This window comes from Phenylobacterium sp., from assembly GCF_016793285.1.
GTDB lineage: Bacteria > Pseudomonadota > Alphaproteobacteria > Caulobacterales > Caulobacteraceae > Phenylobacterium.
Map to the genome: position 1 here is coordinate 1 of NZ_JAEUMO010000252.1, position 19,728 is coordinate 19,728.

Genomic DNA, 19,728 nt, shown 5'->3' on the forward strand with positions numbered 1-19,728 from the left:
CCGGCGAAGCTGGACGTGGCGCGCCAGGCGCTGAAGGCCGACGCGGCCAGCGGCAAGATCGCCGGCGCCTACCTGCTGGTCGGGCGCAGGGGCAAGGTGCTGTTCCAGGAGGGCTTCGGGACGCAGGGGCCCGGGCAGGCGGCCGTCCCGAACGCCGAGACCATCTGGCGGATCTTCTCGATGACCAAGCCGGTGGTGTCGGTCACGGCCATGACGCTGGTCGAGGAGGGCCGGCTCGACATCGACGCGCCGGTCTCGAAGTACCTGCCGGAATACAGGGACCTGGCGGTCTGGCAGGCCGACGGGACGACGAGGCCGGCGGCGCAGCCGATGCTGGTGCGCCACCTGATGAGCCACACCTCGGGGCTGATCTACGGCTTCATCCAGCCGAACACGCCGCTCGCCAAGGCCTGGGCCGCGGGCGGCGAGAACCGCAACGACCTGCCGAACCGCGAGTACGCGCGGCTGATCGCGGGGCTGCCGCTGCGCAGCGAGCCGGGGACGGCGTGGTACTACTCGCGCTCCACCGACGTGCTGGGCGCGGTGGTGGAGGCGGCCGGGGGCAAGCCGCTGGACGTCCTGGTGCGCGAGCGCGTGACCGGGCCGCTGGGGATGACCGACACCGGCTTCGTGCAGCCGGCCTCGGCGAAGGCTCGGTTCGCCGAGCCCAAGGCGGCCGAGCCGTTCATGTACTACGACTACACGAAGAAGCCGGCGCTGCTGTCGGCCGGCGGCGGGCTGTCGTCGACGGCGGAGGACTACCTGCGCTTCGTGCTGATGCTGGAAGGGAACGGGACGTACAAGGGCGTGCGGATCCTGAAGCCCGGGACGCTGATGCGGATGCGCCAGGACCAGACGACGCCGGCGATCCGGCAGGCGGGCGTGTTCTTCCCGGGCGCCGGCATGGGTTTCGGGCTCGGGTTCAGCCTCGTCAACGACGACACCGTGCAGCGGCCGGGCAAGGGCACGTTCTCGTGGTGGGGCATCGCCGGGACCGAGTTCTGGGTCGACCCGAAGAACGACGTCTTCGTCATCTTCATGATCCAGGCCCGCGAGCTGGCGATGGAGTACCAGCGCAGGAACCGCGGCTGGGTCTACGACGCGCTGGCGAAGTAGCGGCGGCGGCCGGTCAGTTGGCGCCTTCCAGCAGGCGCCGCGCGATCACCTGCGCCTGGATCTCGCCGGCGCCTTCGAAGATGTTGAGGATGCGCGCGTCGGCCAGCACGCGGCTGATCGGGCTTTCCAGCGCAAAGCCGTTGCCGCCGTGGACCTGCACGGCGTTGTCGGCCGCGGCCCAGGCGATGCGCGCGGCCACCAGCTTGGCCATCCCCGCCTCGAGGTCGCAGCGCCGGCCCTCGTCCTTCGACCGCGCCGCGAACCAGGTGAGCCGCCGCGCGCCGACCAGCTCGGCGGCCATCATGGCGAGCTTGTTGGCCACGCGCGGGAACTGGGCGATCGGCTGGCCGAACTGCTTGCGGGTGAGCGCGTACTCCAGGGCCAGGTCCAGCGCGCTCTGCGCCACGCCGATGGCGCGGGCGGCGGTCTGGATGCGGGCGCTCTCGAACGTGGCCATGAGCTGCACGAAGCCCTGGCCCTCCTGGCCGCCCAGCAGGTTCTCGTGCGGCACCTCGAACCCGTCGAAGCCGATCTCGTACTCCTTCATGCCGCGGTAGCCGATCACGCCGATCTCGCCGCCGCTCATGCCGGGCGCGGGGAAGGGATTGTCGGCCGTGCCGCGCGGCTTCTCGGCCAGCAGCATCGAGAGCCCGCGGTGGTCCTTCTTCGACGGATCGGTCCGCACCAGCAGGGTCATCAGGTCGGCGCGCGCGGCGTGGGTGATCCAGGTCTTGGCGCCGTAGACCTTCCAGCCGTTGGCCCAGCGCAGGCCCCGCGTCCGCAGGGACCCCAGGTCCGAGCCGGTGTCGGGCTCGGTGAACACCGCCGTCGGGATGATCGCGCCCGAGACGATGCCCGGCAGGTACTTCTCCTTCTGCGCCTCGGTGCCGTGGGCGAGCAGGAGCTCGGTGGCGATCTCCGAGCGCGTGGCCAGCGAGCCCGCGCCGATCCAGCCCCGCGACAGCGCCTCGGTCACCACGCACATGGCGACCTTGCCCAGCCCCGAGCCGCCCCAGTCCTCGGGCGCGGTCAGGCCGAACACGCCGAGGTCGCCCAGCTCCTGCAGGAGCTCGATGGGGATCAGCTCGTCGTTCAGGTGCCAGCGGTGGGCGTGGGGGGCGATCCTGTCCTGCGTGAACTCGTGGAACTGGTGGCGGGCCAGCACCAGGGTCTCGTCCAGGCCGCTGGCCTCCAGCGACGGCTGGCCCTGCGCGCGGGCCAGCAGCTCGACGATGCGGGTCTTGGCCTTCTGCGACGCCGCCGGGCGCAGGCGGCCCAGGACGTGGGTCAGCCGCTCGGCCGGCGCGAACACGTCCGAGGGGCGGAAGACCTCGCCCTGGCTCATCGGGATGCCGCCGGCGAGCTGGCTCAGGTACTCGTGCGCCAGGAGCTGGGCCGGCAGCGCCTCGGCCTCGGTGAAGAGCGGCCCCAGGTCGCGCGCCCAGGCCGCCACCTGGCGCAGCGTCTCGGCGTAGGACGCCGCCCAGGCGAGGCCGTGCGCCACATGCTGCTCGGCGTCGAGAAGCCTGCGGTCCAGCACGTCGTCCTTGCGCACCCGGCTGCCCACCGAGCCTGCGATCGAGGCCACCATGCCGGCGGCTTCGTCGGCGGCTTCTTCGAGGAGGCCCGGGAGCTTCGGAATAACGAGGTTCATACGGCCACTATGCCAGGGTTGCGGTGCATCGGGCGAGGCGGCTTTGCTGTAACCTGCAAGAGACGTCACCCAACGTGAGAGGCCCCATGCTCGTCGTACACCACCTGAACGACAGCCGTTCGCAGCGCATCCTGTGGCTCCTGGAGGAACTGGGGGCCGACTATGCCATCAAGCGCTACGCGCGCGACGCGACCACGCGGCTGGCGCCGCCGGAGCTGGTGGCGGTGCATCCGCTGGGCAAGAGCCCGGTGATCACCGACGGGGACCGCGTGGTCCACGAATCGGGCGCGATCATCGACTACATCATTCGCCGGCACGGCGGCGGCCGGCTGGCCCCCGCCGTCGGCAGCGACGACTACGAGACCTACAACCAGTGGCTCCACTACGCCGAGGGCTCGGCGATGCTGCCGCTGATGCTCAACATGTACGTGGGCCGCCTCGGCGACGGCGGCGCGCCCCTGCAGCCGCGGATCGAGAGCGAGCTCGCCAACCACCTGGGCTACATCGAAAAGAGCCTGACCGGCCGCGACTGGCTGGTGGGCGACAGCGTGACCGGCGCCGACATCAACCTGTCGTTCGTCGGCGAGGTCGTGGGCGTCTACGGCCGCTTCCCGCAATACCCCGCCATCGAGGCCTGGGTGACCCGCTTCCAGGCCCGCCCGGCCTACCGCGCCGCGCTGGAAAAGGGCGGGGCGTACTCGTTCGCGCGCTAGACCCCCGAGCCTTCGCGCAAGCTGAGGCTCAGTCTTTTGGAACCGCGGAATACGCGGAAGGACGCGGAATCAGCGCCGACGCCTTCCGCGCCATTCCGCGTATTCCGCGGTTCATTTGAATCGGAAGGCGCCGCTCCGCGGCCTTCGAGGGAGCTACTCGAACGGCGGGAAGTCGTCGTCGAGCATGCCGTCCAGGAAGTCGAAGACGGCAGCCTTCAGGGCCGCGTGCGGGATGGCCGAGAAGTGGTCGCAGCCGGGCAGGGTGACGCCGCGCCCATGCGGGAACACCCGCGCCAGCGCCTCGGGGTCGCCCGCCAGGTCGTCGCCGGCCCCGGCGACCACCAGCACCGGCATGTCGAGCCGGCCCAGGGCGGCCGGGTCGAGCGGCGGGCTTGCGGCCTGCGAGAACGCGGCCAGGGCGCGCCGGTCCTCGCCCTGCTCGTCGGCGAACTGGCGGAAGCTTCGCAGGAACTCGGTCCGGATGGCGGCCGGGTCCTCCGCGTTCATCGCCGTGACGATGCTCTCGCCGTGCTCGTTGGCCCGCGGCGGGTCGAACAGCTTGCCGCCCACGCCGCCCAGCATCAGGTTGTTGACCCGCTCGGGCGCGTCGAGCGCCATCTGCATCGCGGTGCGCGTGCCCATCGAGTAGCCGAACACCTCGGGCGCGCGGACGCCCAGGTGGTCCAGCAGCGCCAGGGCGTCGGCCGCCAGGACCTCGCGTCCATAGTCGGCCGGGTCGTGGAACTTCCCGCTCTCGCCGTGCCCGCGCTGGTCCATGGCGATCACCCGGAAGCCGCGCCGGCCCAGTCCCTGATACCAGCCGGTCCGCTTCCAGCCCTCGTTGCGGTTCGAGGCGAAGCCGTGGAGCAGCAGGATCGTCCGCTCGGGGGCGGGCGGGGCGATGTCGTCGTAGGCGATCTCGGCGCCGTTCAGGGTCACGGTGGGCATGGCGGCGAACCGTAGAGCGGCGACGGCGCAGCCGTCCACCCGCTCGTTCCCGGCCTCCCGACGCCGACGAACCCGGCGTCCGTCTTTCGCCGTGGGAAAACCGGGGCGAGAATGCGCGATGATGTCCGACGACGCCCCGGTCGACTACGTCGCGCGCACCCACGCCTGGTACGGCGCGCTGGGGTATCGGCCCTATCGCTACGCACAGTTCCGGGACGTGCCGTTCGCGCCGCTGGGGCGGCGGCTGGGCGACGCGACGGTGGCGCTGCTGACCACGGCGGCGCCGTACCGCCCGGAGCTGGGCGCGCAGGGGGCGGACGCGCCGTACAACGCGGCGGCCAAGTTCTACGACGTCTGGTCGGGGGACGCGGCGGCCGAGCACGACCTGAGGGTCAGCCATGTGGCGGTCGACCGGGCGCACCTGTCCGACGACCAGAACTGCTGGTTCCCGGCCCCGGCGCTGCGGCGTGCGGCGGCGGCCGGGCGGATCGGGGCGGTGGCGGCGCGCTTCCACGGCGTGCCGACCAACCGCAGCCAGCGGACGACGGTCGAGGTCGACGCGCCCGAGGTCGTGCGCCGCGTGCGCGAGGACGGGGCGGACGCGGCGGTCCTGGTGGCCAACTGTCCGGTCTGCCACCAGTCGATGAGCCTGATGGCGCGGGCGCTGGAGGCGGCCGGGATCGCGACGGTGGTGATGGGGGCGGCGAGGGACATCGTCGAACGCTGCGGCGTGCCGCGGCTCCTGTTCAGCGACGTGCCGCTGGGCAACGCGGCCGGACTGCCCTGGGACGCGGCCTCGCAGGACGCGACCCTGGCGGCGGCGCTGGCGCTGCTGGAGACGGCGGTGGGTCCGCGGACGACGGCGGTGAACGCGCTTTGCTGGCCCACGCCCGGCTGGAAGCGGGACTACCTGAACCTGGAGGGGCTGACGGCGGAAGACCTCGCCGCGCGGCGCGCCCGCCACGAGGCGGACCTGGCGGTGGCGGCGAAGCTGCGCTGAGCGCGTGCCGCCTGGGCGGACCGGCTAGCCCTTGCGCATCGAGGAGTCGCCGCGTTTGGACTGGGCGTTGAGGACGCCGGCCATGTGGCGGGCGTCGTCCTCGGAGAGGCCCGTCTGGGGCACGCCGCCGACGAGCGCCGGTTCCCCGGTGTAGATCACGAAGGCCGTGAACCCCTTGGCGTCACGGCGCACCGCGTAGCGGTCTTTCTTGCGTTCGTCAGGCATGTCGGGGCGACATTGCCCGATCCATCGGGCGGCTGTCCAATCGGAACAAGCGGAACCGCTGGAGCATCGATGCCGACCCAGGACCAGCCCGAGGGCCGAACGGCCTAGCGGACGCCGCGGATCTGGGCGGACTCCTCGGCCAGGCTCTTGATCTCGCGGATGGCCTCGTCGACCTGCCCCTCGAGCGCTGCGAGGTCCGCCTCGCCGAGCGGGCCGGTGGTGAACTCGAGCCGGGTGGTCCGGTCGTTGGCGGCGATCTCGAAGATGTCCGAGAAGGCGCCGCGCGGATCGTCCGGATAGTCGAGCCTGAGCAGCCGCCCCGGCTTGAAGGCGGCGACCTTGCCGCAGGCCCGGGTGGCGCCGTTCGGCGCCTTCCAGGTGACCTTCTCGCCCTCGCGCCAGGAGGTGCGGATGGAGATGCCGTCGAGGTAGGCCGAGGCCCACTCGCGCACCAGTTCCGGATTGGTGAGGACGCGCCAGACTTCCCCTGCGGGCGCGTCGATCTCGAGACTGCGTTTCAGAACCGGCATGGGTTTGCTCATGCTCTTCTCATCTGGGGCCGACACCCCCGTGGAAACCGATGTGACCCGACGTTTGGATGCGGAGCGTCCGAACGCGGAGGTTGTGACGATTCGCTGAAATTCCAGAACTTTCCCCCAGAACCCGCAATCGACTTCAACCGTAAGGCAAGGTCAGTCGCGAACGGGGCGACTTTTTGGTGAAGCTTGACCGTAGAGGGCGCGGCGGATTGTCGCCAGCCCCGTCGAAGCGGCGCGCCGATGCTCGCTGAAGATTGCGATTGATTCTGAGAATCAGTCGCAATATGAGGCGACGAAGCTCGAGTTCCGCTCCATTTCCTTCCCGTCTTCACGGAGACCGCCGCCGATGCGCCCGGGCCTGTTCGCCGCCGTTTCACTGCTTGCGCTCGCCGCCGGCGCCGCCCGCGCCGCCGAGGCGGACGACGCGGCGGTGACCGTCGATCCGCTGAACGTGATCGCCGAACGGACCGAGAAGCCCGCCAGCGAGGTCCCGGCGACGGTCAGCGTCATCGACGCGGCCCAGCTCGAGGACCGGCTGAACGCGGACATCGCCGACGTGGTCAAGTTCGAGCCGAACGTGAGCGTGCGTTCTGGGCCGGCCCGGTTCGGCGCCGCGCTGGGGACAACCGGCCGCGACGGCAACACCGGCTTCAACATCCGCGGCCTCGAAGGCAACCGGGTGCTGATCCAGATGGACGGCGTGCGCCTGCCCGACGGCTTCACCTTCGGCGCCCAGGCCGTGGGCCGCGGCGACTACCAGGACCTCGACCTGATCAAGCGGGTGGAGATCCTGCGCGGGCCCGCGTCGGCGCTCTACGGGAGCGACGGCGTGGCGGGCGCCGTGAGCTTCACCACCAAGGATCCGGCCGACTTCCTCCCCACAGACGGCGGCCGGACCCATTGGGGCGGTCGCGTGCGTGGCTTCGCGGCTTCGGCCGACGACAGCGCGGGCGCGACCGCCGTACTTGCCGGCCGCCAGGGCCAGGTCTCGGCCATGGTCGCCTACACCTACCGCGAGGCGGACGAGACCGAGACGCAAGGCAAGAACGACTCGGCCAACACCGACCGCACGACGGCCAACCCGCAGAGCTTCCTGAGCCGCTCGGTGCTGGGCAAGCTGGTCTTCGACATCTCGGACGACAACCGCATCCGGCTGACCGCGGAGCACTTCGACCGCGGGGTGAAGGCCGACGTCCTGAGCGGCATCGCCAAGCCGCCGCTGGCGGCGACCAGCGTGCTGCGCCTGAAGGCCGCCGACGAGACCGGGCGCGACCGTGTCGCCCTGGACCAGCGCTGGACGATCGGCGCGGGTCCCGTCGAGCGGGTGTCGTGGACCGCCTACTGGCAGAAGAGCACGACGGTCCAGTTCACGGCCGAGGATCGCAACACCGCCGCCGACCGGACGCGGCTCGCCACCTTCGACAACCGCGTCCAGGGCCTCGCGGCGGAACTGGAGAGCGGCTTCGAGGCCGGCGGGACGGCGCACCGGCTGATCTACGGCCTCGACGTCTCGAAGACGCGGCAGACGGGCCTGCGCGACGGCACGGTCCCGCCGGTCGGGGAGACCTTCCCGACGCGCGCGTTCCCGACGACGAACTACACCCTGCTCGGCGTGTTCGTGCAGGACGAGATCGCGTTGATGGGGGGCCGGCTGACGCTCTATCCGGCGCTGCGCTGGGACCGCTACGAGCTGAACCCCAAGGCCGACGCGCTGCTGGGCGGCTTGGTCCCGGCGGGCTCGGACGGCGACCGGCTGTCGCCGAAGCTGGCGCTGGTGTTCAAGCCGACCGAGACGGTGCGGCTGTTCGCCAACTACAGCCGCGGCTTCCGTGCGCCGTCGCCGAGCCAGGTGAACAACGCCTTCTCCAACCCGATCCAGAACTACCGTTCGATCCCAAACCCCGACCTGAAGCCCGAGACCAGCGAGGCGTTCGAGGGCGGCGCGCGCTGGGTCACGCCGACATGGTCGGTGGAGGTCGTGGGCTTCACCGCCGAGTACGACAACTTCATCGAGCAGTTGCAGGTCAGCGGGAGCTTCACGCCCGCCAGTCCGGGCGTCTTCCAGTTCGTGAACCTGACGAAGGTGAAGATCCACGGCCTGGAGGCCCGCGCGCGGGCGCAGTTCGCCGCCGGCTTCGGCGGCTTCGCCGGGATCGGCTACGCCAGGGGCGACAGCTATACGCCGGCGAAGGCGCCGCTGGACTCGGTCGATCCCGTGAAGGCGAGCGCGGGCGTGAGCTGGCGCGCGCCGGACGGCCGCTTCGGCGGCGAGCTGGCGGCGACACATTCCGAGCGCAAGGCCGCGAGCCGGATCGCGGTCGCCTGCACGCCGGCGTGCCATCGGCCGGGGGCGTTCACCGTGTTCGACGTGACCGCCTTCTGGAAGGTGACCGACGACGTCACCGTGCGCGGCGGCCTCTTCAACCTGACCGACGAGAAATACGCCTACTGGAGCGACGTGCGTGGGCTATCGTCCACCGCCGTCAGCCGCGACGCCTACACCCAGCCGGGGCGGAACGCCTCCGTCTCGCTCACCTACGACTTCTGATGGACAAGCCCATGACCACGCGCCGCACCTGCCTCGCCCTGACCGCCGCCTTCGCGGTGACCTACGCCCTGCCGGCCGCCGCGGCGGGCAAGCCGTCCGCCGAGGACCGCGCCTCCATCCTGGCGATGGCGGGCGACTACAAGGTCCGCTTCGACATGCGCGAGACCGTCCCGTTCGTCGGCGACTACAAGCCGCTGGAGCCGAAGCGGAGCGGCGGCTACGAGTCGGTGCGGGGGATCGAGGACCGCGGCGACTTCATCAGCCTGCAGCACATGCTGGTGGTCGACGGCGAGGACAAGAAGCCCGTCGTCGTGAAGCACTGGCGGCAGGACTGGACGTTCCAGCCGGCGAAGGTGGTGGTCTACGAGAGCGCCGGGCGCTGGGTGCTGAAGGCCGTGCCCGCCGCGCAGCGCAAGGGCGCCTGGTCGCAGACAGTCTGGCAGACGGACGACTCCCCGCGCTACGGCGGCGTCGGCAAGTGGGTCTACGACCATGGCGTGGCGCGCTGGCAGAGCGACGAGACGCTGCGGCCCCTGGCGCGCCGCGACGCGGTCCGCCATCCGATCTACACCTGGTACGTCGGCGTGAACCGCCATGCGCTGACGCCCACGGGCTGGGTCCACGAGCAGGACAACGCCAAGGTGGGCGAGCGCGACGGCAAGCCCGTCACCTACGTCCACGAGGTGGTGGTCAACACCTACGACAGGTTCAACGGCTATCCGGTGGCGGCGGCCGACGACTACTGGGCCAAGACCAAGGGCTACTGGGCCGACGTGCGCACGGCCTGGGACGCGGCGATCGCCCGGGACGGCGGCGTGCGCGTCACCGAGGAGGCGCAGGCCGGCTCGGTGACGGGCCCGAAGCTGATGGGCCTGGCCGACGAGATCGCCGAGGGGAAGATCGAGGTCGCCAAGGCCACGGCCGAAGCGAAGGCGCTGATCGCGGGCGCCGAGAAGGCCCGGCCGCTGGCGTCGCGGTAAGGCCTCTCCCCCGAGCGCCAAAGGCGCGAAGAGGGGGAGAGGGTAGGGAGAGGGCCGGCTGGGTGACTCCGTTGGAACGTCGAGGACCCGCGATCTATCGCCGCTCACCGCCGCAGGCGGCGAGAATGGTGTCGCATACGCCTTCGCGGTTCATCAGAACCGCGGAGTTCCAGAAGCGGAGGACTCGTAGGCCGCGGTCATTCAGGTACGCGGTGCGACGGGTATCATACGCGACCTGCTCGGCGTGCTGGCTTCCGTCGACCTCCACTACAAGCCGGGCGTCGCGGCACAGAAAGTCGAGAATGTAGGGCCCGAAAGGGACCTGCCGCTTCCAGTCCCAGCCCCCAAGCCTGTCAGCGCGGAGCATATTCCACAGCCGAGCTTCAGCATCAGTCTCTTCGCGCCGGTGCGTCTTCGCGCGATGAACGAGGATCTTGCGCCGGACGTTGCGGATAATGCCCATCGGCACAATGTTCGCATAATGTTCTCATGGCGGTCAAGGCCCGCGGGGCCTCGACAGGCCAACGGAGCAGCCCAGCCGGCCCTCTCCCTGCCCTCTCCCTCTCCGTTCGCTACGCTCCACGGGGGGAGAGGCGCCTGGCCAGCGCGAACGGGACGAGGGCGGCGGCGACGCCGCCGATGTTGGAGGCGACGTCCTTCCACTGGAACGTGCCCGAGACGAGGCCGAAGACCTGCATCAGCTCGAAGGTCATGGCGACGCCCAGGAAGCCGGCGCCGATCAGCCAGGGGCTGACGCGGGGCAGCGACACGATGGTCAGCACGGTCAGCAGGTAGCCGTAGGCGACATGCTCGACGACGTCGGCGGGCGGGGCGTTGCGCGCGGCGTCGTGGTGCGGGTCGATCGCGCCGGAGAAGGCGACGGCCAGCACGCCCAGGAGGGCGATCCGGCCGGCCCAGGCGATCAGGGTCTGCAAGGCTAGGACCAGGGGCCGATGCGGCGGGTCCCGGCCGTGACCGGGACGGCCGTCTGGCGCGGGCGACCGCCCAGGCGCTGGGCATGGTCCATCAGCGCCGCGACGCGGTTCTCGGTCGAGGGGTGGGTCGAGAAGAGGTTGTCGGCGCCGCCGCCGGCCAGCGGGTTGACGATGAACATGTGGGCCGTGGCCGGATTGCGTTCCGCGTCGGGATTGACGTAGCCGCCGCGGGCGTAGGCGTCGATCTTCTGGAGCGCCGAGGCCAGGGCCTGCGGATCGCCCGACAGCTCGGCGCCCTCGCGGTCGGCCTCGTACTCGCGGCCGCGGCTGATCGCCATCTGCACCAGGGCGGCGGCCATCGGCGCGACGATCATCATCACGATCGTGCCGACGATGCCGGTGGGCCGGCCCTCGCCGTCGCGGCCGCCGAACAGGAAGGCGAAGTTGGCGAGCGCGCCGATGGCCCCGGCGATGGTGGCCGTGATGGTCATCGTCAGGGTGTCGCGGTGCTTCACGTGCGCCAGTTCGTGGGCCATGACGCCGCGGATCTCGCGGCGGTCGAGCATGCCCAGGAGGCCGCGCGTGGCGGCGACGGCGGCGTGGTCGGGGTCGCGGCCGGTGGCGAAGGCGTTCGGCTGGTCCTGGTCGATGACGTAGACCCGGGGCGCGGGCATGCTCGCGCGGGCGGCCAGTTCGTGGACGTCCTGGACGTAGGCGCGGATCAGCAGCTCCGGGTGGCCGGCGTCGACCTCGGTCGCGCGGTACATGGCCAGCACGATCCTGTCGGCGTTCCAGTAGCTGACGAGGTTCATGGCGCCCGCGAACACGAGTGCGACCGCCATGCCGACCGCGCCGCCGACGACGTAGCCCACGCCGGCGAACAGGGCCGTCATCACGGCCAGCAGCATGAAGGTGCGAAGGTGGTTGCGCATGCCCGCGAATATGATGTCGCACATACGCGTATGCAAGCGCGTACACAGCTTCCCGCGCAGGCGCGCAGCCCGGGGAGCGGGAGAGGCGTTCAGCTCGCGGCGGCGAGTTCGAGCGGGGGCCCGTTCACGTCGCGCAGGAGCGCCTCCATGGCCTCGCCCGGCATCGGCCTGGCGAAGAAGTAGCCCTGCATGCGGTCGCAGCCGGCCGAGCGCAGGAACAGCGCCTGGCCCTCGTCCTCGACGCCCTCGGCGGTGATGCGCACGCCCAGCGAGCGGGCGGCGTGCAGCATCGAGGCGATCAGCTTGGAGACCCGCGGGTCGCGGCCGATGCCGTCGATGAGCGAACGGTCCAGCTTCACCGTCTGGATCGGCAGCGCCATCAGCGCGCGAAGGTTGGAGTAGCCGGTGCCGAAGTCGTCGAGGGCCACGCGCACGCCCTTGGCGGCGAGGCGCTCGATGTGGCGGCGCGCCAGGCCGAGATCGGACACCAGGAACGTCTCGGTGATCTCGACGCACAGCGCCGTGGCCGGCAGCTCGGTGGCGGCGAGGCGGCCGATCAGCTTGCGCGAGAAGCCGGGGTCCAGCAGGTCGCGCGGGCTGACGTTGCAGGCGACCAGCTCGATCAGGCCCTGCGCCACCCAGGGCGCGGTCTGGGCGCAGGCGGCCTCGAACACGGCCTCGTCGATGGAGCGGATCAGGCTCAGCTCCTCGGCCATCGGCACGAAGGCGGCGGGGCTGAGCAGGCCCTTCTCGGGGTGGTTCCAGCGCGCCAGCACCTCCACGCCGACCACGCGGCCGGTCATCGCCTCGACGATGGGCTGGAACCACGGGACGATCTCGCCGGCCGGGATGGCGCGGCGCAGCTCGGCCTCGAGCGTGCGGCGGTGCTCGCTCTCGGCGCGGAGCTCGGCGTCGAACGCCGACCAGGCGCGGCCGCCGCGCGCCTTGGCGCGGTAGAGGGCCATGTCGGCGAAACGCTGGAGGTCGGCCGCGTCGTGGGCGTCGCGCGGGAAGACCGCCACGCCGACCGAGCCGCCGGGGGCGACCTGGCGGCCGTAGATCTGCGCCGGCTGGGCGAGGGCGGCGACGAGGCGCTCGGCGCGGGCGGCGACGTCGGGATCGCCGGAGATCACCGCGAACTCGTCGCCGCCGAGGCGGGCGATCAGCTCGCCGGGGTCCGCGTCGTCGCGCAGGCGCTGGCCCAGTTCCGCCAGCAGGAGGTCGCCGGCGTGGTGGCCCAGGCTGTCGTTCAGGCCCTTGAAGCGGTCGAGGTCGATGACGAAGAGGGCGACGGCGGCTCCGGTGTCGCGGGCGGCTTCGAGACGCTCGCACAGGCCCGAGGTGAAGGCGCCGCGGTTGACCAGGCCGGTGAGCGAATCCGTCTGGGCCAGGCGCAGCGTCATCGCGCGCTCGGCTTCCAGCTCGGCCACGCGCGCGGCCAGCGCTTCGAGACTGTTCGGCGGATGCGGCAAGGGCGGCGGCTGCGACGGGGTCCAGGTGCGGCCCAGACCCTTGCCCCGACGAGCCTAACGCCGGGTTGAGGCGCGTGGTTTACAATTCCTCTCCCGCCGCAGGCCATCGACCACCAAGCACACCAAGGCCACGAAGAGGCCCCGCGCGGCCCTGGACGCCTGGGTGTGCCTGGTGGTCTTGGTGTCGAGAGAGGGCGCTGGCGCGCCTCAGGCCTGGGCGGGTCCGGCCGCCGGCTCCTGGATCTCGTTTTCCCACTTGGCGACGACGGCGCTGGCGACCGAGTTGCCGACCACGTTGGTGGCCGAGCGGCCCATGTCGAGCAGGTGGTCGACGGCGAGGATCAGCGCGATGCCGGCCTCGGGCAGGTCGAAGAAGGTGAGGGTGGCGGCGATGACCACCAGCGAGGCGCGCGGCACGCCCGCCATCCCCTTCGAGGTCACCATCAGCAGGCCCAGCATGGTGATCTGCTGGGCGATGGTCATCTCGATCCCGTAGACCTGCGCGATGAACAGCGTCGCGAAGGTGCAGTACATCATCGAGCCGTCGAGGTTGAACGAGTAGCCGAGCGGCAGGACGAAGCTGGCGACCTTGCGGCTGATGCCCCACTTCTGGAGCTCCTCCAGCGTGCGCGGGTAGGCGGCCTCCGACGAGGCGGTGGAGAAGGCGAGCAGGGTGGGCGCGCGGATCTGGCCGATCAGCTTCAGCACCCGCGGGCCGGCGATAATGACGCCCGCCAGGATCAGCAGGCCCCACAGGATCGTCAGCGACAGGTAGAAGCCGCCGACGAACTTGGCGTAGGTGAAGATCACCTCGACGCCGCGGGTCGCGATCGAGGCGGCGAGCGCGGCGAAGATGGCGAACGGCGCCGTCTTCATGACGTAGCCGGTCACCTTCAGCATGATGGTCGCGCCCTGCTCGACGGCGGTCAGGACGGCCGGCGCGCGGTCGTCGATGGCCGAGACGGCGGTGCCGACGAACACCGAGAAGACGACGATCTGCAGGATCTCGTTCCGGGCCATGGCGTCGAAGATCGACGAGGGCACCAGATGGGTCACGAACTCGCGCAGCGTGAACTTCGACATGTCGACGGCGGTGGTGGCCGCGGCGGCGTCGGTGGCCTGGTGCAGACCCACGCCGGGCTGCAGCAGGTGGACCATCACCAGGCCCAGCAGCAGCGAGACGATCGAGGCGCAGATGAACCAGAAGATGGTCTTCACGCCGACGCGGCCCACCTCGGAGGCGTCCCCCATGTGGGCGATGCCGGCCACCAGCGTGGTGAACACGAGCGGCGCGATGATCATCTTGATCAGCCGCAGGAAGATGTCGGTGATGATCGAGAGGTTGCCCGCGATCTCCTTCGCCTGGTCGGCGGAGAAGTTCACGTTGATGGCCCAGCCGACGAGGACGCCGAGCACCATTGCGCCCACGACGAGCCAGGTGAAGAGACGGTTCATGCACACCTCAGGTGAATTCGGGGGCTGTTGTCGCCGGGAAGCAGCCGTCCGTAAAGCGAACTGGATTCGCAAGCGTCACAAGCCGGCGCTATATAGCGCCCGATGAAGAAGCAAGAAGCAGCCGGCATCGTCGATCGGCTGGAGACCGAATACCGCAAGAGCGTCGAAAGTCTCCGCACCGCCCTCAAGTCATTCCTGGCCGGCGGCGCCCCGCCAGATCCCGCCACGCGCCGCGGCGGCGCCTACGTCTATCCGGAACTCCGCCTGACCTGGCCGCCGGGCCTGCCGTATCCGCGGACCAGCCGCGCCTATGCGCGCATCCCCGCGCCCGGCCGCTATTCGGTGACGGTGACGCGGCCCGAACTCTACCGCGACTACCTGGTCGAGCAGCTCAGCCTGCTGCAGGAGGACTTCGACGTCGAACTCGAGGTCGGGCGCTCCAACCAGGAGATCCCGTTCCCCTACGTGCTGGATCCCGCCGACCTCGCCATGGCCGACGTCACCTCGCTGGAGATCGCGCGGCACTTCCCCACGACGGAGCTCGCCTACATCGGCGACGAGATCGCCGACGGCGCCTGGGTGGGGCTGGACGACGAGCCGCGGCCGCTGGCCCTGTTCGACGGCCTGCGCACCGACTTCTCGCTGGCGCGGCTCAGCCACTATTCCGGGACCCCCGCCGAGCACACGCAGCAGTACATCCTGTTCACGAACTACCACCGCTACGTGGACGAGTTCGTGGCCTGGGGCTGCGAGCAGATCCGGGCGGGCGGACCCTATACGGCGCTGTCGGCCGCCGGCGGCGTCTACGTGACGGCCGATACGCCCGATCCGGTGGCGGCGGTGGCGGCGGGCACATGGCGCAAGCACCAGATGCCGGCCTATCACCTGATGGCGCCGGGCCGGGGCGGGATCACGCTCGTCAACATCGGCGTCGGCCCCTCGAACGCCAAGACCGTCTGCGACCACCTGGCGGTGATGCGGCCCCAGGCGTGGCTGATGATCGGCCACTGCGGGGGCCTGCGCGGCAGCCAGAAGATCGGCGACTACGTGCTCGCGCACGCCTACCTGCGCGACGACCATGTGCTGGACAAGGTGCTGCCGCCCGAGATCCCGATCCCGCCGCTGGCCGAGGTGCAGCTCGCGCTGAACGGGGCGGCCGAACGGGTCACCGGCGAGACCGGCGACGTGCTGAAGCGGCGCCTGCGCACCGGCACCGTGGTCTCGACCGACGACCGCAACTGGGAGCTCAAGTATTCGTCGAGCGCGCTGAGGTTCAACCAGAGCCGCGCCGTCGCCATCGACATGGAGAGCGCCACCATCGCGGCCCAGGGCTATCGGTTCCGGGTGCCCTACGGGACGCTGCTGTGCATCTCGGACAAGCCGCTGCACGGCGAGATCAAGCTGCCGGGGCAGGCGAACGCCTTCTACGACCGGGCCATCGCCCAGCACCTCCAGATCGGCATCGCGGCGGTGGACCTGCTGCGCAAGGAAGGCAGCCGCCTGCACTCGCGCAAGCTCCGCAGCTTCGACGAGCCGCCGTTCCGCTGATCCCTCCCCATGGAGGGGGGAAACCGCCTCGAACTCGTCGCGCGGGCAGGCTAGAAAGCGCCTCATGACGCGACGCATCGCCTTCGAGGGCATCGACAACTTCCGGGACTTCGGGGACTACGCCGCCGGTCCGCGGCGGCTGAAGGCCGGCCTGCTCTACCGCTCGGCCGGGCATGGCGGGGCGACCGACGCCGACCTCGAGAAGCTGGCGGCGATGAACCTGGCGGTGATCGTCGACCTGCGCCGCGCCAACGAGCGCGAGCGCCAGCCCAGCCGGCGCTGGCCGAGCTTCGACGCCCGGGTGATCGACAACGACATCGGCCAGGAAGCCGCCGACGAGTGGCTGACCTTCATCCAGGGCTCGGACCTGACCGCCGCATCGTTCCACGCCTACATGATGGAGTACTACCGCAAGGCGCCGCTGCAGCAGCGGCACCTCGACCTCTACACCCGCTACTTCCAGGCGCTGGCCGAGACCGAGGGCGCGATCCTGATCCACTGCGCCGCGGGCAAGGACCGCACCGGCATCGCGTGTGCGCTCACCCACCACATCACCGGCGTACACGACGACGACATCGTCGAGGACTACCTGCTGACCAACGACACGGCGCGGCTGGAGAAGCGCCTGCCGACGATCCGCGAGGTCATCCGCGAGAGCACCGGCCGGGTCGCCTCCGACGACGCCCTGATGGTCGCGATGCGGGTCGAGCCCGAATACCTGGACGAGTCGTTCCGGGTGATGCGCGAGGCCTACGGCTCGCTCGACGGCTACCTGGACGAGGCGCTGGGCCTGAGCGCCGAGACGCGGGCGAAGATCCACGACCGCCTGCTGGCTTGAACGCCTCTCCCGCGAGCGCGCAGCGCGACGAAGGGAGAGGGTAGGGTGAGGGCCGGCTGGGCGACTCCGTTCGCCTGTCGAGGTCCCGCAGGTCGCCCGTGGCCCTCGCTCGGCCATCGGCGCAACACGCTCTCACGAGCCGGCCCTCACCCTGCCGTCTCCCTCCATCCCCGGCCTTCGCCGGGGTCGGGGGAGAGGAGGCGTCTGGGGCGCCCGTAGGTAACCATCGACAACCCATTGCCGCCCGCTACGGTGGGCGAAAGCCGACGACAGAGCGGCCGTGAGAGGGGAGTTGTCGCGTTGAACGAGCCCGTCGCCGCCGAGATTCAGGGATCCGCCGGAGTGGTCGATCCGCCGATCGAGGCGGACGTCCACGGCGACGGCAAGCTCAACCGCGGCGCGGTGTCCTGGGCCATCTTCGAGGGCGGCCGCGACCCGCAGGTGATCCTGATCACCATCTACATCTTCATGCCTTACGTCGCCGCCTCGATGGTCGGCGACGCGGTCAAGGGCCAGGAGGTCATCAGCCAGTGGAACCAGTGGTCGGGCTGGGCGGTGATGGCCACGGCGCCCTTCATCGGCGCCTCCATCGACAAGCTGGGCGGGCGCAAGATCTGGCTGGCCGCGATCCTGGGCCTGATGATCCCGCTGACGGCGTCGCTGTGGTGGGCGAAGCCCGACGGCACGGGCCTGTCGGTGGCGACCACCATGCTCTTCGCCATGACGGCGCAGGTGCTGTTCGCCTACAACGAGATCCTGCACAACTCGCTCCTGATCCGCGCGGCGGGGCTCAACGCGGCGCACAAGGCCTCGGGGCTGGCGCTGTCGCTCGGCAACCTGTTCTCGGTGATCGCGCTCGTCTTCACCGCCTGGGCGTTCGCGCTGCCGGGCAAGGTGGACTGGTCGTTCGTGCCGGCCACCCCGCTGTTCGGCCTCGACACGGCGACCCACGAGCACGAGCGGGTCGTCGCCTGGCTGGCGGCGGGGCTGCTGTTCTTCGGCTCGATCCCGCTGTTCCTGTTCACCCCCGACGCGCCCCGGACCGGCGTTCCGATCTTCCGCGCGTTCGCGCAGGGGGCCGGCGAACTCTGGCGGATGCTGAAGACGATCAGCCACCACAAGGACGCGGCGGTCTACGTCGGCTCGCGGATGTTCTTCGTGGACGGGATGAACGGCGTGCTCGTGTACGCCGGCGTCTACGCTGTGGGCGTGATGAAGTGGGGCGCGCTGGAGATGCTGGGCTACGGCATCCTGCTCTCCATCTTCGCGGTGCTGGGCGGGTTCGTCGCGCGCTGGCTGGACGAGCTGGTCGGGCCCAAGAATGCGCTCAGGATCGAGATCGTCATGTCGATGCTGGGGCTGATGGCCTTCCTGGGCATGCGGCCCGACATGATCCTCTTCTTCTGGCCCTATGACGCCGCCGCCCACGCGCCGCTCTGGAACGGGCCGGTCTTCCAGCACCTGCCGGACGCCGTCTTCGTGCTGGTGGGCTTCTCCAACGCCATCTTCATCACCGCCCAGTACGCCACCAGCCGCACGCTGCTGACGCGCCTGACGCCCCCCGACCAGACCGGGACCTTCTTCGGCGTCTATGCGCTGTCGGGCGTGGCGACGGCCTGGCTGGCGCCGACGCTGGTGAACCGCGGCACGGCGATCACGGGCACCCAGCAAGGCGGCTTCGCCATGCTGCTGGTGCTGCTGGCGATCGGCCTCCTGGGCCTCTTCTTCGTGCGCGGCGGCGGCCGCGCCATCCCCGGCAGGGCCTAGCGCGGGCGGCGGATTCCTTCCGCGAATTCAAGGCGTCCGGCGACAGGGTTTACCGGCATAAACCCTTAATTTCCGTAGACAATAAACGTGAGTTAGGCATCCGGATTCATGCCGCCTTAAACGGCCCACGCGACATTGGCGATGTGCTTAGGGGCGAGCAGGCGATGAGCTTGAAGCCCCGTTTCAAAGTCTGCTCGCTAAAGGAGAAAACCCATGTCGAAGTTCGTGACCCGCTTCCTGAAGGACGAATCCGGCGCCACCGCCATCGAGTATGGCCTGATCGCCGCCCTGATCGCCGTCGTGCTCGTGACCGCCCTGCAGGCGGTGGGCGACAGCCTTGGCGGCGCCTTTGAGACGATCTCGAGCGCGGTCGGCGAAGCCACGACCTAAGGGTCGGCCCAGCCGAAGCGACAGGGCCCCCGGCGGCAACGCCGGGGGCCTTTTCGATTCAAGCTCCACTGCAACGATGCGTTCACGCGTGGACGCGCATAACCCACGCGAAGAAGGAAACCCGATGCTTCCGCCCCTCGTCGTCACCGCCCTCGTGCTCGCGCTCCCGGCGCTGGCGCTGGCGGCCGCGGTGAAGGATGCGACGACCTTCACGATCCCCAACGGGATCCCGCTGGCGCTGCTCGTGCTGTTTCCGGTCGCGGCGCTGGCCGTGGGCCTGCCGTGGGCGGCGTTCGGCTGGCACGTGGCGGTGGGCGCGGCGGTCCTGGTCGCCGGCATGGCGATGTTCGCGCTGCGCTGGGTGGGCGGCGGCGACGCCAAGCTGCTGGCGGCCGCGGCGCTCTGGGTGGGCTGGCCGGGCCTGCTGACCCTGGGGCTCGGCGCGGCGCTGGCCGGCGGGGCGCTGGCGGCGTTCCTGATCCTGGCGCGCTCGGCGCCGCTGCGCCCCGTCCTGCTGATGGGCCCCCGCTGGATGACCCGGCTGGCCGAACCCGGCGAGGGCGTGCCCTACGGCGTGGCCATCGCCGCCGGGACCCTCTGGGCCCTGCCCGCGACGCCGTTCGCCGCAAGTCTGGGGCTCTAGCTTGCGGTCGCAGCCCACATGCGCG

General features: G+C 70.6%; 19 protein-coding genes. 10 read left to right on the forward strand and 9 right to left on the reverse strand.

Annotated features, from left to right (window positions below):
- On the forward strand, positions 1-1,116 hold a 1,116-nt coding region (locus JNL41_RS21465; RefSeq protein WP_293478276.1), incomplete at its 5' end, for a serine hydrolase domain-containing protein.
- A 13-nt stretch (positions 1,117-1,129) separates the two neighbouring features.
- Here the strand turns inward: JNL41_RS21465 and JNL41_RS21470 are convergent.
- A complete protein-coding gene (locus tag JNL41_RS21470) occupies positions 1,130-2,770 on the reverse strand; it encodes an acyl-CoA dehydrogenase family protein (RefSeq protein ID WP_293478278.1) in 1,641 nt (546 codons plus the stop codon).
- An 86-nt stretch (positions 2,771-2,856) separates the two neighbouring features.
- On the opposite strand from JNL41_RS21470, the gene JNL41_RS21475 reads away from it, so the two are divergent.
- Positions 2,857-3,483 (forward strand): glutathione S-transferase, encoded by a 627-nt coding sequence (locus JNL41_RS21475; protein ID WP_293478280.1) that lies wholly within the window; start codon positions 2,857-2,859, stop codon positions 3,481-3,483.
- Positions 3,484-3,636: 153 nt separating this feature from the next.
- Here JNL41_RS21475 and JNL41_RS21480 read toward each other — a convergent pair whose 3' ends face one another.
- Positions 3,637-4,431: an alpha/beta fold hydrolase gene (locus JNL41_RS21480; protein WP_293478282.1), complete on the reverse strand. Its 795-nt coding sequence runs from the start codon at positions 4,429-4,431 to the stop codon at positions 3,637-3,639.
- A gap of 121 nt (positions 4,432-4,552) precedes the next feature.
- Between JNL41_RS21480 and JNL41_RS21485 the strand changes: the two genes are divergently transcribed.
- Positions 4,553-5,431 (forward strand): glycine/sarcosine/betaine reductase selenoprotein B family protein, encoded by an 879-nt coding sequence (locus tag JNL41_RS21485; RefSeq protein WP_293478284.1) that lies wholly within the window; start codon positions 4,553-4,555, stop codon positions 5,429-5,431.
- Between the two features lie 24 nt (positions 5,432-5,455).
- On the opposite strand, the gene JNL41_RS21490 is transcribed toward JNL41_RS21485, so the two are convergent.
- Positions 5,456-5,656, reverse strand: coding sequence for a hypothetical protein (locus JNL41_RS21490; RefSeq protein ID WP_293478286.1), 201 nt, complete (start codon positions 5,654-5,656; stop codon positions 5,456-5,458).
- 104 nt (positions 5,657-5,760) lie between these two features.
- Positions 5,761-6,198, reverse strand: coding sequence for an SRPBCC domain-containing protein (locus JNL41_RS21495; protein WP_293478288.1), 438 nt, complete (start codon positions 6,196-6,198; stop codon positions 5,761-5,763).
- 343 nt (positions 6,199-6,541) lie between these two features.
- Between JNL41_RS21495 and JNL41_RS21500 the strand changes: the two genes are divergently transcribed.
- Positions 6,542-8,743 carry a TonB-dependent hemoglobin/transferrin/lactoferrin family receptor gene (locus JNL41_RS21500; RefSeq protein ID WP_293478290.1) on the forward strand — a complete coding sequence of 734 codons (2,202 nt, stop codon included), beginning with the start codon at positions 6,542-6,544 and terminating at the stop codon, positions 8,741-8,743.
- Positions 8,744-8,754: 11 nt separating this feature from the next.
- A complete protein-coding gene (locus JNL41_RS21505; protein WP_293478292.1) occupies positions 8,755-9,723 on the forward strand; it encodes a DUF6607 family protein in 969 nt (322 codons plus the stop codon).
- Between the two features lie 94 nt (positions 9,724-9,817).
- Here JNL41_RS21505 and JNL41_RS21510 read toward each other — a convergent pair whose 3' ends face one another.
- The 5 genes from JNL41_RS21510 to JNL41_RS21530 form a co-directional block, all read right to left on the reverse strand.
- Positions 9,818-10,186: a DUF559 domain-containing protein gene (locus tag JNL41_RS21510; protein ID WP_293478294.1), complete on the reverse strand. Its 369-nt coding sequence runs from the start codon at positions 10,184-10,186 to the stop codon at positions 9,818-9,820.
- A 109-nt stretch (positions 10,187-10,295) separates the two neighbouring features.
- Positions 10,296-10,658 carry a hypothetical protein gene (locus JNL41_RS21515; protein WP_293478296.1) on the reverse strand — a complete coding sequence of 121 codons (363 nt, stop codon included), beginning with the start codon at positions 10,656-10,658 and terminating at the stop codon, positions 10,296-10,298.
- 2 nt (positions 10,659-10,660) lie between these two features.
- Positions 10,661-11,590 carry a zinc metalloprotease HtpX gene (htpX, locus tag JNL41_RS21520; RefSeq protein WP_293478344.1) on the reverse strand — a complete coding sequence of 310 codons (930 nt, stop codon included), beginning with the start codon at positions 11,588-11,590 and terminating at the stop codon, positions 10,661-10,663.
- A gap of 89 nt (positions 11,591-11,679) precedes the next feature.
- Entirely contained in the window at positions 11,680-13,062 is a 1,383-nt protein-coding gene (locus tag JNL41_RS21525; protein ID WP_293478298.1) for a bifunctional diguanylate cyclase/phosphodiesterase, read from the reverse strand.
- A 207-nt stretch (positions 13,063-13,269) separates the two neighbouring features.
- Positions 13,270-14,517 (reverse strand): dicarboxylate/amino acid:cation symporter, encoded by a 1,248-nt coding sequence (locus JNL41_RS21530; RefSeq protein WP_293478300.1) that lies wholly within the window; start codon positions 14,515-14,517, stop codon positions 13,270-13,272.
- Positions 14,518-14,619: 102 nt separating this feature from the next.
- Here JNL41_RS21530 and JNL41_RS21535 point away from each other — a divergent pair, with 102 nt between their 5' ends.
- The 5 genes from JNL41_RS21535 to JNL41_RS21555 all read left to right on the forward strand — a co-directional run bounded on the left by JNL41_RS21535 (position 14,620) and on the right by JNL41_RS21555 (position 19,703).
- Positions 14,620-16,065: an AMP nucleosidase gene (locus JNL41_RS21535; RefSeq protein ID WP_293478302.1), complete on the forward strand. Its 1,446-nt coding sequence runs from the start codon at positions 14,620-14,622 to the stop codon at positions 16,063-16,065.
- Between the two features lie 64 nt (positions 16,066-16,129).
- A complete protein-coding gene (locus JNL41_RS21540; RefSeq protein WP_293478304.1) occupies positions 16,130-16,903 on the forward strand; it encodes a tyrosine-protein phosphatase in 774 nt (257 codons plus the stop codon).
- A gap of 300 nt (positions 16,904-17,203) precedes the next feature.
- Positions 17,204-18,670, forward strand: a complete 1,467-nt coding sequence (locus JNL41_RS21545; RefSeq protein ID WP_293478306.1) for an MFS transporter — start codon at positions 17,204-17,206, stop codon at positions 18,668-18,670.
- Between the two features lie 213 nt (positions 18,671-18,883).
- On the forward strand, positions 18,884-19,060 hold the full coding sequence (locus JNL41_RS21550) for a Flp family type IVb pilin (RefSeq protein WP_293478308.1): 177 nt from the start codon (positions 18,884-18,886) through the stop codon (positions 19,058-19,060).
- 124 nt (positions 19,061-19,184) lie between these two features.
- Positions 19,185-19,703 carry a prepilin peptidase gene (locus JNL41_RS21555; protein ID WP_293478310.1) on the forward strand — a complete coding sequence of 173 codons (519 nt, stop codon included), beginning with the start codon at positions 19,185-19,187 and terminating at the stop codon, positions 19,701-19,703.
- The last annotated feature ends 25 nt before the right edge of the window (positions 19,704-19,728 follow it).

Bases quoted from the DNA above. Each gene is read 5' to 3' on its own strand.
- JNL41_RS21470 (WP_293478278.1), bottom strand. From the start codon at position 2,770: ATGAACCTCGTTATTCCGAAGCTCCCGGGCCTCCTCGAAGAAGCCGCC.
- JNL41_RS21475 (WP_293478280.1), top strand. From the start codon at position 2,857: ATGCTCGTCGTACACCACCTGAACGACAGCCGTTCGCAGCGCATCCTG.
- JNL41_RS21480 (WP_293478282.1), bottom strand. From the start codon at position 4,431: ATGCCCACCGTGACCCTGAACGGCGCCGAGATCGCCTACGACGACATC.
- JNL41_RS21485 (WP_293478284.1), top strand. From the start codon at position 4,553: ATGTCCGACGACGCCCCGGTCGACTACGTCGCGCGCACCCACGCCTGG.
- JNL41_RS21490 (WP_293478286.1), bottom strand. From the start codon at position 5,656: ATGCCTGACGAACGCAAGAAAGACCGCTACGCGGTGCGCCGTGACGCC.
- JNL41_RS21495 (WP_293478288.1), bottom strand. From the start codon at position 6,198: ATGAGCAAACCCATGCCGGTTCTGAAACGCAGTCTCGAGATCGACGCG.
- JNL41_RS21500 (WP_293478290.1), top strand. From the start codon at position 6,542: ATGCGCCCGGGCCTGTTCGCCGCCGTTTCACTGCTTGCGCTCGCCGCC.
- JNL41_RS21505 (WP_293478292.1), top strand. From the start codon at position 8,755: ATGACCACGCGCCGCACCTGCCTCGCCCTGACCGCCGCCTTCGCGGTG.
- JNL41_RS21510 (WP_293478294.1), bottom strand. From the start codon at position 10,186: ATGGGCATTATCCGCAACGTCCGGCGCAAGATCCTCGTTCATCGCGCG.
- htpX (WP_293478344.1), bottom strand. From the start codon at position 11,590: ATGCGCAACCACCTTCGCACCTTCATGCTGCTGGCCGTGATGACGGCC.
- JNL41_RS21530 (WP_293478300.1), bottom strand. From the start codon at position 14,517: ATGAACCGTCTCTTCACCTGGCTCGTCGTGGGCGCAATGGTGCTCGGC.
- JNL41_RS21535 (WP_293478302.1), top strand. From the start codon at position 14,620: ATGAAGAAGCAAGAAGCAGCCGGCATCGTCGATCGGCTGGAGACCGAA.
- JNL41_RS21540 (WP_293478304.1), top strand. From the start codon at position 16,130: ATGACGCGACGCATCGCCTTCGAGGGCATCGACAACTTCCGGGACTTC.
- JNL41_RS21550 (WP_293478308.1), top strand. From the start codon at position 18,884: ATGTCGAAGTTCGTGACCCGCTTCCTGAAGGACGAATCCGGCGCCACC.
- JNL41_RS21555 (WP_293478310.1), top strand. From the start codon at position 19,185: ATGCTTCCGCCCCTCGTCGTCACCGCCCTCGTGCTCGCGCTCCCGGCG.